Source organism: Pseudoalteromonas gelatinilytica, from assembly GCF_001641615.1.
Classification (GTDB): Bacteria; Pseudomonadota; Gammaproteobacteria; order Enterobacterales; family Alteromonadaceae; genus Pseudoalteromonas; species Pseudoalteromonas gelatinilytica.
Map to the genome: position 1 here is coordinate 365,674 of NZ_LRRU01000004.1, position 13,783 is coordinate 379,456.

The window sequence follows — 13,783 nt, forward strand, 5'->3', positions numbered from 1 at the left end:
TTTATAGTTTAGATAACTGATTTGCCGTTACGTACAAAGCAAGGTTTAACAACCTTAACGTTAACCAGTTTTTTACGCATCTCTACTTGGGCTGTTTCGCCAGTTGAACGCGGAACGCGTGCTAGCGCAACACTGTGACCAAGAGTTGGTGAGAATGTACCAGAGGTAATCACCCCTTCACCACCTTCAACGATGACTTTTAAACCGCTACGCAATACGCCTTTTTCTTCAAGCACTAAACCAACTAGTTTGTCTGTGCTTTTGTCAGCGCGTTGCTGCTCTAATACTTCACGACCGATAAACTTACGATCTTCTGGCTCCCATGCGATTGTCCACGCCATGTTTGCAGCAAGTGGAGAAACACTTTCGTCCATATCTAGGCCGTAAAGGTTCATACCTGCTTCAAGACGTAACGTATCACGTGCACCTAGACCCGCTGGCGCTACGCCTGCGTCTAGAAGTTGTTGCCATAAATCAGCAGCTTGATCGTTAGGTACTACGATTTCATAACCATCTTCGCCAGTATAGCCTGTTGTCGCAATAAATAAATCACCTGCTTGCACACCAAAGAAAGGCTTCATACCTTCAACAGCAGCTTGTTGCTCTGCGTTAAGTACTGTTGCTGTTTTAGCACGTGCGTTAGGGCCTTGAACGGCAATCATTGCAAACTCAGGACGCTCAGTAACTGTTACGGCGAAATCAGCCGAAACGTTAGCTAAATGCGCTAAATCTTTTTCACGTGTCGCTGAGTTAACAACTAAACGGTAGTTTGTTTCTGAGAAGAAGTAGATGATAAGGTCGTCGATTACGCCGCCTTCTTCGTTAAGCATACCTGTGTAAAGTGCTTTACCCGGTACAGTTAACTTAGCAACGTCATTTGCAACTAGTTTACGTAAGAACGCTTGTGCTTGCTCGCCTTGAACATCAACAATTGTCATGTGAGATACGTCAAACATACCTGCATCTGTGCGAACCGCATTATGCTCTTCGATTTGTGAGCCGTAGTTGATTGGCATTTCCCAGCCGTGAAAATCAACCATTTTTGCGCCAGCTTCAAGGTGCTTAGCATGTAAAACTGTTTTAGAAGTCATAATATTCCTTCACTTTTAAATTAACCCACAAGTTGTGGGGCGTGGCCTCAATTTAATGAGGGGGAATAACATGGGCGGCGATTATACATTAGTTGCACAGTTGTCACACCCAAATTGCGATTTTGTAACTAAAAAACAGCTAAACACTCAAGTGCGTAGCTGTTTTAAAAATTTTATGTTTTAAGCAACGTTGGCTAAGGCTAAATCAAAGCCGAGCTGCTGTAAGTGCGTTTGCCATTTATCAAGCTCTGCTTGGCGCGCCACCAGCTGAAATTGCTGTGTTGCTTGGTTATCTATGGCGGTAATAAATACCTCACCGCTTTGTGCACCATAGCAGCTGCGCATGTCTGATAAACGCAGCCCCGGTGTTAGCTTAAAGCTGTCGACCAAGGCATCAAACGCCTGCTCACCACTTAGGGTTAGCGCGCTTAAATCGTCACGCATTACATAATCAATGTCGTAACGTAGTTGTTGCTCATTAATAAGCGACTGTAATTGCACGCTGGCATCTTTGCCTAATACAAAACGAAATGCAGTTTCGTTAAAGTAATACAGGGCATAAGCGTAGCTGCTTGTTAGGTCATCGTCTAATGAACTACGTAAGCCTAAACCGCTGGCGGTTAGCTTATTAATATCAAGACCTAAAATAGCCGTTAAAAATGGGATTGCTTCAGTGCCACTAAAATCCATAATGGCAGTATCGCTATTAGCTTGTAGCACGTTGTCTGCTGGGGTCTCAGCTTGGCTGTGGCGAGCAAACATTATTGGCGTAAAAGTCATATGTGACACCTATCAATCATTAATGGCTGAAGTATATTGCGCCGTGCTAGCAACAACAAATTGTAATTATTTATCAATTGATAAATAATGCTTATATATACAGCCCTATAAATAGAATTTTTTAATGAAAAACATTTCTACCGATAGTTTACGTACTTTAGTCACTGTTGTTGAAGTTGGCGGATTTGCCAAAGCAGGTGAATTATTGGGGCTATCGCAACCGGCTGTGAGCTTACAAATAAAGCGCCTTGAAGACATGCTGGGCCATAAGCTGTTTAAAAAGCAAGGTCAGCGCCAAGTGCTTAATCAATATGGCGAATTGCTTATGCCATTAGCAAAGCAAATGCTGCAACAAAACGATGCCATTTTGCAGCAGTTCACCAGCGAAAACGTGACTGGTAAAGTGCGCTTGGGGATCCCCAGTGAATTTGCTGCACGTATTTTACCGTCGATCATTGGTGACTTCGTGGCCCTTTACCCTGACGTATCACTCGAAGTGCGCTCTCGTTTGAGTAAGCATTTATTGTCGGTCTCGCGCCAAGATCAATTCGATTTAGTGTTGGCATTAAACGAAGAGCTCGAATCAGCCAAGTTCCCGATTTTTATGCAAGACCAACTCGTATGGGTGGGTGATTTAAACCTGGCGCAAAACGATGTGGTAACGCTTGTAACCGCCCCAGAGGGATGTATTTATCGCCGCCGCGCAATCGAAGCACTACAAAGTGCGGGTATTAAATACCGCATTGCCTACAGTAATGCCGACTTAACTGGCCTAACTGCGGCGTTAAAAGAAGGCTTAGGCATTACAGTGCTGGCAAAAAGTACCGTACCGAATGAGCTTAACTACCAACTACAAACCAAAGACCTCCCTGAACTTGGTCAAATCGGTATTAGTTTAATTAAACGCACCGACGACCCCGGCACCGCCGTAGACAAACTCGCCGAGTTCATCGCCCTACGTTTGACGTAGGTGTGAGTTGCGAGTTAGCGAGTTAGCAAGTTAGCAAGTTAGCAAGTTAGCAAGTTAGCAAGTTAGCAAGATTGTAGCCGCGATTTTATATCGCGTAGGAATGGTTTTAACCATGAATTATTTAATTTGAAAACGCGGGGTAAACCCGCTGCTACGAATTCGGCGTTAAAACGCCTCCTACGTCTCGTATCTCTTCCCTCGGAACTCGTACCTTTCCCCTTTACTCTTGCTAACTCGCTAACTTTTCAATCTGATAGCTGATGACTCCATACGTTGGGTTTCGCTCCGCTCTACCCAACCTACGAGCTGATAGCTCCTTTATCCTTTCTCCTTGCGACTCGCTAACTTGGGTATTTTAATCTAACTTCTAACCACTGATATCTAATATCTTCATTTTTTCGGCGTTAAAACGCCTCCTACACCTCGCATCTCGCAAACTTTCCCCTTTACTCTTTCCCCTTTACTCTTGCTAACTCGCTAACTCGCTAACTTTTAATCTGATAGCTGACGGCTGAAAGCTCCAAGCGTTAAGTTTTACTTAACACCTCCCCAAACCCAATATCGTAATACAATACTACTGTATTTCTTATACCTGATTTAATTCAAAAACTTACAGTTCAGACCTGTTTTAGTACAAATAGGATTGATTCGCATTATTTTACATGTTTAAATTGCGCCCGTTAAAAATATCTAAACACTACAGGACACACAATGACACCTAAGTTTATTGTTTCTACGCTTTCGACTGCGGTCGCTTTATCTCTAAGCGCTAATGCTTTTGCAAAAGATGTAACTAAAGAAGAGAAGAACTTCGAGCAAATCACTGTAATTGGCTCTGCATCTGCAATTAACGATATTCCTGGCTCTGCTACTTTTATTGATGAGCAAGAACTAGAAAAGTTTGAATACACTGATATCTCACGTGTTTTAAGTGCTGTACCGGGTGTATATGTACAAGAAGAAGACGGCTATGGCCTTCGTCCTAACATCGGTATGCGTGGTACGGGTACGGGTCGTAACGACAAAATCTCTGTAATGGAAGATGGTGTTCTTGTAGCACCAGCACCGTACTCTGCGCCTTCTGCTTACTACTTCCCTACAATGGGTCGTATGGAGTCTATCGAAGTACTTAAGGGTGCGGCGTCTGTTAAGTATGGCCCACGTACAACAGGCGGTGTTTTAAACTTAGTTTCTCGTAGCCTACCGACTGAAGGGTCTAAAGGTTTACTTAACGCTGAACTTGGTAGCGACGGTTTCTATAAAGGTCATGCTTACTTTGGTAAAAAGAAAAACAATGCTGCGGGCCTTGTAGAAGTATTTACTTACGGCGCAGATGGCTTTAAAGATTTACCAGTTGGTAGCGATAACACTGGCTTCGAAAAGAACGATTTCTTATTAAAGTTTGGTTTTGATTTTGGTGATAACGAAGCACACAGCCTAGAAATGAAGTTAAAGTACTCAGATGAGCGCTCTGACGAAACGTACATGGGTTTAACAGATGCTGATTACCAAGCAAATCCTTACCGTCGTTATGCGGCTTCGCAAAAAGACGAAATGAACACGCAACACAATGCATATCAAATTAACTATGCATACCGCTTTGGTAAAGGTTACGAGTTACTTGCTACTGCATACTTAAACGACTTCCACCGTAACTGGTATAAAGCAAGTAAAGTGGGTGTAAGCGATTTAGAAAAATACAGCGAGTTTGAAGCAAACCCAACGAGCGAAGGTATTGAAGGCGTTGCAGTAAAAGCAAACAACCGTGATTACCAAGCAAAAGGCTTACAAACTGAGTTCCATATTCCTGCTGGCGATCACTACATCACTGTGGGTGCACGTTACCATGAAGATGAAATGGACCGCTTCCAATGGCAAGACAAATACACGCTTAATCAAGACTTATCAATGACGCTAACTGAAAAAGGCGTACCGGGTTCTGATAGCAACCGTGTAGACAGTGCAGAAGCGACGACCCTATTCATTCAAGATGAGTGGACAATTGATGCGTTAGTTATTAGTGCAGGTCTTCGCTACGAAGACATCACAATCAAACGTGTTGAATGGGCAAAGTCTGATCCATCACGTGCTAACGGCTTAACAAAAGATATTAGCAACGACACAGAAATCTTAGTACCGTCACTAGGTGCCACTTACACAGTAAGCGACAACCTAACGCTTCTTGCTGGTATTCAAAAAGGTTACGCTCCAGCGGCACCGGGTAACGCAGATCAAGAAGAAGAAGAGAGTGTTAACATCGAGCTAGGTGGTCGTTACGATTACGCGGGCATTCAAGGTGAAGTAATCTACTTTAACTCTGACTACACAAACATGCATGGTAACTGTACTGCAGCTGTTGGTTGTAACGACAACAACATTGGCGACCAATACAACTACGGTGAAGTATCTGTGTCTGGTTTTGAGCTAAGCGCAGGTAAAGTGTTTGCGACCAACGCAGCTTCATTCCCTGTACGCTTAACTTACACTTACACTGATTCTCAATTCGAAAATGATTTTGAATCAGAGCTTTGGGGTAGCGTAGAAAAAGGCGATGCAATGCCATACGTGCCTGAAAACCAATTAGCGCTTTCAGTGGGTGCTGCGTTCTCAAGCTTCGTATTCGATACGCAAATGCGTTATGTGTCTGATGCACACGCAGACTTAACAGACTCAGGTCGCAATGCAATCGACAGCCGCGTGGTGTGGGATTTAGCAGCTAAATACCTCATCGACGACAAACAAAAAGTATACCTAACAGTAGACAACCTGTTTGACAAAACCTACGTTGCAAACCGTGCAAACGGCGGTATTCAACCAGGTAAACCACGTACCCTACAACTAGGTTACAGCTACTCGTTCTAATAAAACGACTAAGCGAAATATCAAAAGCCGTGTGATGAAAATCCCACGGCTTTTTTGTTGGTGAGAGTTGCGAGTTGCGAGTTGCGAGTTGCGAGTTGCGAGTTTTCAAAATTGTAGCAGCGATTTTATATCGCGTAGGAATGGTGCTAGGTGCTAGGTACTAGGTGCTAGGTGCTAGGTGCTAGGTGCTAGGTGCTAGGTGCTAGGTGCTAGGTGCTAGGTGCTAACAGCATAGTGTTTTTTTGGGTTGGAATACCTCCCCCTTTGACTTTTTTCGGCGTTAAAACGCCTCCTACACCTCTAAACTCGTACCTTTACCCTTTACTCTTTCTAACTCGCTAACTTTTCAATCTGATAGCTGACGGCTGAAAGCTGATAGCTCTTATGTTCATCGCGCGAAATAAATTTCACGCCTACGAACGAGCATTTCAATTTAATTATGTGCAGGCACAATCTAACTTCTAACCACTGATATCTAATATCTCTTTTTCGGCGTTAAAACGCCTCCTACACCTCGTATCTCGTCCCTCGAAACTCGTACCTTTCCCCTTTCCCCTTTCCCCTTTCAAACTCGCTAACTTTTACCCACAAAAAAGCCGCGGTGATGGGCGTACCGCGGCTTTGCTTAACTTGAAAATAATCTACTGGATTACTTCCAGCTTCTCATCTTATGGCCTTTTAAGGCGTAGAATAAAATGAATACATAACTTGGGATCATCACAATGTAAGCGCCTTGTGCACCAAGGCCTGCTACGTTCCCTAAACCGATTAATAATGGGCCTAGTGCACCACCAGCAATACCCATGATCAATAAGCCTGATGCGGTGCCTGTTAAGCGACCTAAGCCAGCTAAAGCGAGTGGCCAAATTGCAGGCCAAACCATAGCATTAGCAAAGCCTAGTAACGCAATGCATAACAATGGGTCTGGTAATTGTGGGCCACCAAATGGCACTAATAATAAGTTTGAAATAATGAACGAGTCATTGCTGCCAAGTATCACTAACAACACGGTGATAATACCGGCAATACCCGACATTAATAACGCCGTTTGTTGGCTCATGAAACGTGGAATAGTCAAAATACCTATCGCGTAACCAATCAACATACACGCCATGGTGTAAGAAGTCATAACTGAGTAATCAGCAACGCCAATTTGTAATGCGTAAGAGCCAATGGTGTCTGCTGCAATAACTTCAACTGCAACATATAAAGCAATACCCACCACACCTAAAACTAAGTGAGGGTGCGCAAGGGCTTCTTTAATTTCGCCTTTACCGTTTGATGTTTCGTCTTCATCAAACACTAAGTCTGGTAATGGTGCAAATTTCGCAAACGCAGCAAATAACATGATTAAACCTGCAATCAATACATAAGGCATAATCAGGCTGTTCGCCATCATGTCTTTTTGCTCTTGCGATAATTTACCTGCGCCATCAACAACGCCGCTCACGACTACAGCAGCAAAAATAACAGGCACAATAACACCCGCAAATTTGTTTAATAAGCCCATGATACACACACGTACAGCGGCTGATTTCTCAGAGCCCATTTTCACCACGTATGGGTTAACAGCGGTTTGTAGCACGGTTTGTCCAACACCTATCATTAACTGTGCGAACAAGAAAATTTCGATCATTTGCAGTTTTGCTGCGGGAATATACATCAGCGCCGATAAAGCCATAATCGCACAGCCAATCGCCATGCCATTCTTATAACCAACGCGTTTGATCAGCATCGCCGATGGGATGCCAGCAACTGTTACTGCAATATAAAAAGAAGAGATGATAAACGAAGCTTGTAACGGCGAAAGCTCAAGCATTTGCTGCAAAAATGGTGTGATTGCACCATTAAGCCACGTTATACACCCTAAGATAAAAAACATTGAGCCGGCCAATACCATTGGCAGCCAGATGCTTTGTTTTGTGTTGTTGTCACACTCAACCGTTGCTTCCATAATTGTTCTCTTAGTTTAATTATTTTTATTTGGTTGGAGATTATAGTAAAGCTGTTTAATTTCCATACCAATCACAAAAATTTAATCATACACTAACAAAAATGACAGCGCTATCATTTTGCGTTCATATAAGTGCAAAAAAGCCGCAGCTAATTGCTTAACTGCGGCTTAAACTAAACAGTAACAACTAGTTAGATGTTATTTACCAATCGCTTCTTTTGCGAACAAATGTTTAATTGGGCCAAGGTTATCAACTAGGCTTAAACCAACACCACGTACGAGTTTTTTCAGTGGGTTAGCGCCTGCAAATAGCTCTTTTAAGCCTTGCATCATGGCAATGTGTTTTTGCGCATCAAGCTTGCGAGTACGTTCATAATCACGCAGCGTGCGTGCACTTGCAAACTCACCTTGCTCATTACTTAATAGCTCAATTAAATAGGCGGCGTCTTTAAGGCCAAGGTTCATGCCTAAACCGGCTAATGGATGAATGGTATGCGCTGCATCACCCATTAAAACCACTTTGCCCGACACCCACTGCTGGGCATAACGCATCTTAAGTGGAAACGCCATGCGCTCACTTTGCACTTCACATAAACCACATTGGCCATCGAGTGCTGCCATAACCGCTTTATTAAAGTGGCTATCATCAAGCGCTAAAAGTGTGTCGCAATGCTCTGGGCTTGTTGACCAAACAATTGAGTGCGTATGTTTATCTGGCAAGGGTAAAAACGCCAGCGGCCCGGTTGGCAAAAACACTTGGCGTGCTGTGTTGTTATGCTCATCAGCGGTTTTAACCGTGGCAACAATGGCGTGATGATCATAATCTTTAAAAGTAATTGGCATGTTGAATTGCTTGCGAATAGCCGAGTTAGCGCCATCAGCCGCCACTAATAGTTTAGCAATCACAGGCTCGCCGCTTTCAAGAGTAATAAACACATCAGAGTCAGTTTGATGAATTTGCTGATAGCGAGTTTCGAACAATAAAGTGGCATTACTTTGCTTTTCAAGTTCAGCAATTAAAGCGTAGCGAATAATGTCGTTTTCGACGATATGACCTAGCTGCGGTAAGTCGAGATCGTTATGATCAAAATGAATTTTGCCAAAGCTGTCTTGATCACGTACATCCATCGACGTATAGGGTGTAGCACGTTGTTTAATGATCTCTGGCCATACATTTAATGACTCAAATAAACCCTGACTAGCCAGGCTCAATGCGCTCACGCGAAGTGCATAATCATCACCCGGTAAGATTTGATTTTTACTCGCATCAATCACCACAACGCTGATATCTGCTTTTGCTAAACCAAGTGCTAGCGTAAGGCCAACACAGCCACCACCGACAATACAAACTTGTGCTTGTTTCATATCCGTTTACCTTGCTTAACTTGACCCATAAGCTGTTTTGCCAGCGGGGTTTTTAACGAGGAGAATAAATCCATTGAGAAAAGGCCAATGCTGCGACCCAGCGCGAGCAATCGTGATGAGTTTGAGAACAAACGCACTAGGCTGTCTGTGAGTGTCATCACGGTCGTAATATCTTTACTGCGAGTTTGGCTGTAATAACGGGTAAAGGCGTAATCACCAAGATCGCTTCTATTTGCCATATCACACAATAATTGCACATCACGCAGGCCTAAATTAAAGCCCTGCCCGGCAATTGGGTGTATAGCGTGCCCTGCATTACCAATTAATACTGTACGATGGCTACTCAGTGATTCGGCTTTACCGTATACAAGTGGGTAACTTGCACGCATACCCACTTTACTAAATGAGCCACCGCAGTAACCAAATGCTTTTTGTAAGGCAGCTAAAAAGGCATCGTCTTCAAGCGCCATAGTGTGCTCAATTTGCTCAGGTTCCATGCACCACACCAGTGAGTATCGGTTATTACTCATTGGCAACAACGCCATTGGGCCGTGCTCAGTAAAACGCTCAAAGGCATGATGATGATGACCACCAGCCACTTCGATGTTGGCAATAATCGCCGCTTGCTGATATGCGCGGGTATTAAATTCAATATTAGCCAATTTACGGCTTTGCGAATGAGCGCCATCGGCAATCACCACAAGCTTTGCGCTTAACTGCTCGCCCGAGCTCAGCGTGATGTTGGCACAGTCGCTTTGGTATTCAAGCTTGGCAACCGTATCAGGGCAAAACAAACTAACATCAGTACGCGTAAGTTGCTGATGAAGGCTGCGCCCAAATGGGTTCACTTCGACCACATAACCAAGGGCATCATGACCGTATTCTTGGCAATCAATATGCGTTTTACCAAAATGACCACGATCAGATACAGTGACTTTTTTAATCGCTGCCGCAAATGGCGCTTGGCAATCAAACGCATTGATTGATTTTAAGTACTGAACAGACTGTTGAGCAAGCGCAATGCTTCTATCATCAAAGCTAGGGTGATAGTCTGCGCTTACTTCATTTGCCTCAATTACAGCGATTGATAACTGCTTATTGCTCTGTTTTAGGCCCAGTGCACAACTTGCACCCGCCATTCCACCGCCGATAATGACAACATCAAACTGCTTTGCCACGCTTGCTCCTAGCCTTTGTTTGCTTGCATCACTGCTTCAATGTCACGAATGGTTTTAGGAACCGAAATGGTCAGGTTTTCATGGCCATCTTGAGTGACAAGTAAGTTATCTTCAATACGAATACCGATGCCTTTATATTGCTCTGGCGCTTTTGCATCTTCGCTAATATATAAACCCGGCTCGATGGTGAGCACCATGCCCGGCTCAAATACGCGCTCTTTTTCATCAAGCTTATATTCGCCAACATCGTGCACATCTAACCCAAGCCAGTGACCAAGACCATGCATGTAAAATGCTTTGCACGCTTGGTTTGCCATTAGCTCATCAAGCTCGCCGGTTAAAATGCCTAAATCAATCAGCCCTTGCGTCAGTACTGTTGAGGCTAATTCATTCGCTTTCGATAAACTACCGCCCGGCTTTACTTGGCTAAATGCTGCTTCTTGAGCTGCTAATACAATGTTGTAAAGCGCCGCTTGTGGTTCGCTAAACTTGCCATTGATTGGGAAAGTACGTGTGATATCTGCCGCATAACCTTCAAGTTCACAGCCAGAATCAATTAATACTAAATCGCCATCTTTTAGCTCAGCATCATTTTGTGTGTAGTGCAAAATGTTGGCGTTATCGCCACTGCCGACAATCGTGCCATAAGCAGGATGACGAGCACCATTCATTGCATAATGATGATGAAGCTCAGCTTCTAATTGGTATTCAGTTGCACCAGGTTTGGCAAACTGCATAGCGCGAATATGGCCTTGTGCACTAATTTCGCACGCTGTACGCATAATGTTTAATTCTGCGTCAGATTTAAACAAACGCATCTCATGCACTAAACCACGAATATCTTTAATGGTATGTGGGGCTTTATAGCCTTTTTTAGGTGCGCCGCGAAGGGTACTTAATAAATCCCAAATTTTTGCATCAAAATTTGCGTAAGTGCCTTGTGCATAAAATAAAATCTGCTGGCCGTTCACCAAATCTAATAATTGTTCATCTAGTTCACTAAGTGGGCAAGTTGCGTCGAATAAGTACTCAGATTTAGCTTTTTCGAAGCCAATTCTACGGCCATGCCAAATTTCAGCTAGTTTGTCTTTGTTACGGCAAATTAGGGTACTTGGTGTATCGCTCGACGGGCAAAGCACTAAAACCGCATCCGGTTCGTTAAAGCCTGTTAGGTAGAAAAAATCACTGTCTTGGCGAAATGCATATTCAGTATCACGGCTACGTGTTACTTCTCCTGCCGCAGGAATAATAGCGACACTGTTTTTATCCATCATCGCAAGCAAGCGCTCGCGACGGGCTTTAAATTCAGCTTTATCGATTGCAATAGACGACATGCTAAACCTCTGTAATTTGATTAGTGAAGGGTCTTCTTAGGGTTTTTATCTGCTGGTTCTTTACCTAGCTCAGCAAAACACAGCAGCGCAGAAACACGTACATACTCAATCACTTCGTGCAGTGCTTGGCTGTCTTCTTCGGTCTCTTCAAACATGGTGTCTAGACGGGTAATTTCACTAAAATCGCTGATCACTTCTTTCACATCAGCTGATAACTTGCCGTAGTCTTTTTGCTTTAAACCAAAACCAAGCATAAAACCAGATACCCAAGATACTAAGCCATTGGCTTGATCAAGCAGTGTTTCATCATCGCTTGGTAAGAATAGGTCAAACTGAAATTCTTCATCACTAAAGCTGGCAACAACCTGAGAATACACGTTAGCAAAAAAGGCTTTTAAATCTTTACTGAAGGCAATGCCGTCGTTGAATACATCGCTTAATAAACCTAAGTATTCGTCGGCTTCAATATTGATGCCACAGGCTAATAAACCACTGATCACACCATGAGCTTCGGCTGGTGCGACAAAAATTTCATTCTTTTCTAATAACAATTGGGCTTGTTGGTAATCAGGTAACGTGCTCATAACTTTTTCTTTGTTCGGCTAAGTAACGTCATGCTACCACTCGATAAATCTCAACTCCAATTAATTGTATGATTGAGGTCAAAAAGCAATCTGAAAAGTAAATAAGCAGTTAAAGGTGGGGAAAAACTACGCGAACGATCCGCTTTTTTTGCTTATATGGTTTAAGGATTGAAACTTGTCTTATATACTGAAGGTGTTCCCTAGGGTGCAGGAGCTTGGTTAAGTCCCTGAGCCGATAAATTTTATGTTAGGGTTTCTGTTCGTTTGCTATTGTGCAGGCTCGGCATGTACCGAGAAGCCTACGGCATACCGCAGATTCCCGCCCTGAAACCTCAAGGTTTCAGGACTGACACCGGGCACCGCATACTTGGGGAACACCATTTCTATTTAGTTACAAGCTATCAGCTATCAGCTATCTGATCTGACCCCGATAAAGTAGACACGGGGTTTAATTAAATTGTTCGTACTGCATGGGACTTTTATACCCTAGGGTGCCATGCCTTCTTACTGAGTTGTAGTATTTTTCAATATAAAAATACGTTTGTGTTGTCATTTCACTACGACTCAGTTCATTTAAGTTCTTTATCCACTCCTTTTTATACTGCGCGAAGAAGCTTTCTGAGCATGCGTTATCCCAGCAGTTCCCTTTTCTAGACATACTCACTGTGACACCTCTATTAGTTAACCACTTCACTGTTTCCTTTGCGACATACTGAGCTCCTTGATCTGAATGAAAGAGCAAGTTCGAACCATCAGGTTTGCGTGCTGACCATGCCTTTTTCAGTGTTTTAATAACTAACTCGGCGTTGTTTATCCGGCTTGTTACCCAGCCAACAACCTTACGAGAATACAAATCAAGGATGACGCATAAATACTGCCAACCATCTTTACAGCGTACTTGTGTGATGTCTGATACCCACACAGTATTTGCTGTCTTCACATTAAACTGACGTCGTAGTAAGTTACTCGCTTTGATTGTACCTTCTTTCTTCGCGCGGCTTGTATAGCGTCTCTTACCTGATTTTGAACGATAGCCAACGCTTTGTAATAGTCTCTGCACACGCCCTTTACTGCAATCAAAACCATGTGCTACCGCTGCCTCCCATAGTTTTCTATAGCCAGGGATACAGTGCTCCTGGTCGCTAATATGCTTTAGAAACTTAAGTAACGAACTGTTCTCTTTATGGCGTGTGCTAGGTAATTGCTTTAACCATTTATAATACCCAGCTGGCGACACAGATAACCAACTGCACAACTTCTTCACTGTGCGTTTGGCATCTGTGACCTTGTGGATATATTCGAACCTTATTCTTTTAGGCTGTCGAAGTAGACCTTCGCCTTTTTTAAAACGTCATTCTCCAACTGAGCATCTTCGAGTTGCTTCTCAAGCTTGCGAATTTGGCGTTCTAAATCTGTGTATGACTTGTCTGGGCCTTGGTTCTTTAATGGCTTTGCTGTTTTCTTCTTCGAGGTCATATGACTTCTCCAACTTGATAGCATGTCAGGATGAATTCCGTATTTATTCGCGACCATCTTAACTGTATCTGTGGTGTCTAACGACTCTTGAACGACTTTTATTTTAAATTCGAGCGAATGTTTGCGATATGGTTTTACTTTCATGGTTACTGGCTCCAAAAAGGTGTCTACTTTTATGGAGTCAGATCA

Annotated in this window: 10 protein-coding genes and 1 other RNA gene; 3 read left to right on the plus strand and 8 right to left on the minus strand. The window is 43.3% G+C overall.

Annotated features, from left to right (window positions below):
* Nucleotides 1–8: 8 nt before the first annotated feature.
* Both gcvT and NH153_RS02185 read right to left on the minus strand, forming a co-directional pair.
* The gene (gcvT, locus tag NH153_RS02180) at nt 9–1,091 is read right to left on the minus strand and encodes a glycine cleavage system aminomethyltransferase GcvT (protein ID WP_063700514.1); all 1,083 of its coding nucleotides are present in this window, start codon (nt 1,089–1,091) and stop codon (nt 9–11) included.
* Nucleotides 1,092–1,271: 180 nt separating this feature from the next.
* Complete coding sequence (locus tag NH153_RS02185) at nt 1,272–1,871, minus strand: hypothetical protein (RefSeq protein ID WP_054560756.1); 600 nt, start codon at nt 1,869–1,871, stop codon at nt 1,272–1,274.
* Between the two features lie 124 nt (nt 1,872–1,995).
* Between NH153_RS02185 and NH153_RS02190 the strand changes: the two genes are divergently transcribed.
* Nucleotides 1,996–2,841 (plus strand): LysR family transcriptional regulator, encoded by an 846-nt coding sequence (locus tag NH153_RS02190; protein WP_054560757.1) that lies wholly within the window; start codon nt 1,996–1,998, stop codon nt 2,839–2,841.
* Between the two features lie 711 nt (nt 2,842–3,552).
* Nucleotides 3,553–5,703, plus strand: a complete 2,151-nt coding sequence (locus NH153_RS02195) for a TonB-dependent receptor family protein (RefSeq protein ID WP_063700516.1) — start codon at nt 3,553–3,555, stop codon at nt 5,701–5,703.
* A gap of 649 nt (nt 5,704–6,352) precedes the next feature.
* Here NH153_RS02195 and nagP read toward each other — a convergent pair.
* The 5 genes from nagP to NH153_RS02220 form a co-directional block, all read right to left on the minus strand.
* The gene (nagP, locus tag NH153_RS02200) at nt 6,353–7,657 is read right to left on the minus strand and encodes an N-acetylglucosamine MFS transporter NagP (protein ID WP_063700518.1); all 1,305 of its coding nucleotides are present in this window, start codon (nt 7,655–7,657) and stop codon (nt 6,353–6,355) included.
* A gap of 198 nt (nt 7,658–7,855) precedes the next feature.
* Nucleotides 7,856–9,022 carry an FAD-dependent monooxygenase gene (locus NH153_RS02205; RefSeq protein ID WP_063700520.1) on the minus strand — a complete coding sequence of 389 codons (1,167 nt, stop codon included), beginning with the start codon at nt 9,020–9,022 and terminating at the stop codon, nt 7,856–7,858.
* Nucleotides 9,019–10,200 carry a 2-octaprenyl-6-methoxyphenyl hydroxylase gene (ubiH, locus tag NH153_RS02210; protein WP_063700521.1) on the minus strand — a complete coding sequence of 394 codons (1,182 nt, stop codon included), beginning with the start codon at nt 10,198–10,200 and terminating at the stop codon, nt 9,019–9,021. Before ubiH ends, NH153_RS02205 begins: the two co-directional genes overlap by 4 nt.
* Nucleotides 10,201–10,208: 8 nt before the next feature.
* The gene (gene pepP / locus NH153_RS02215; RefSeq protein WP_063700523.1) at nt 10,209–11,534 is read right to left on the minus strand and encodes a Xaa-Pro aminopeptidase; all 1,326 of its coding nucleotides are present in this window, start codon (nt 11,532–11,534) and stop codon (nt 10,209–10,211) included.
* A 20-nt stretch (nt 11,535–11,554) separates the two neighbouring features.
* Nucleotides 11,555–12,118 carry a UPF0149 family protein gene (locus NH153_RS02220; RefSeq protein WP_063700525.1) on the minus strand — a complete coding sequence of 188 codons (564 nt, stop codon included), beginning with the start codon at nt 12,116–12,118 and terminating at the stop codon, nt 11,555–11,557.
* Between the two features lie 194 nt (nt 12,119–12,312).
* On the opposite strand from NH153_RS02220, the gene ssrS reads away from it, so the two are divergent.
* A non-coding RNA gene (ssrS, locus tag NH153_RS02225) (6S RNA) lies at nt 12,313–12,496 on the plus strand.
* A 70-nt stretch (nt 12,497–12,566) separates the two neighbouring features.
* Here ssrS and NH153_RS02230 read toward each other — a convergent pair.
* Nucleotides 12,567–13,738 (minus strand): IS3 family transposase gene (locus NH153_RS02230; protein ID WP_105180735.1). Its coding sequence is split into 2 segments (ribosomal slippage): nt 12,567–13,465 and nt 13,465–13,738, totalling 1,173 coding nucleotides; the frame shifts between segments, so codons are not numbered across the junction.
* Nucleotides 13,739–13,783: the final 45 nt, after the last annotated feature.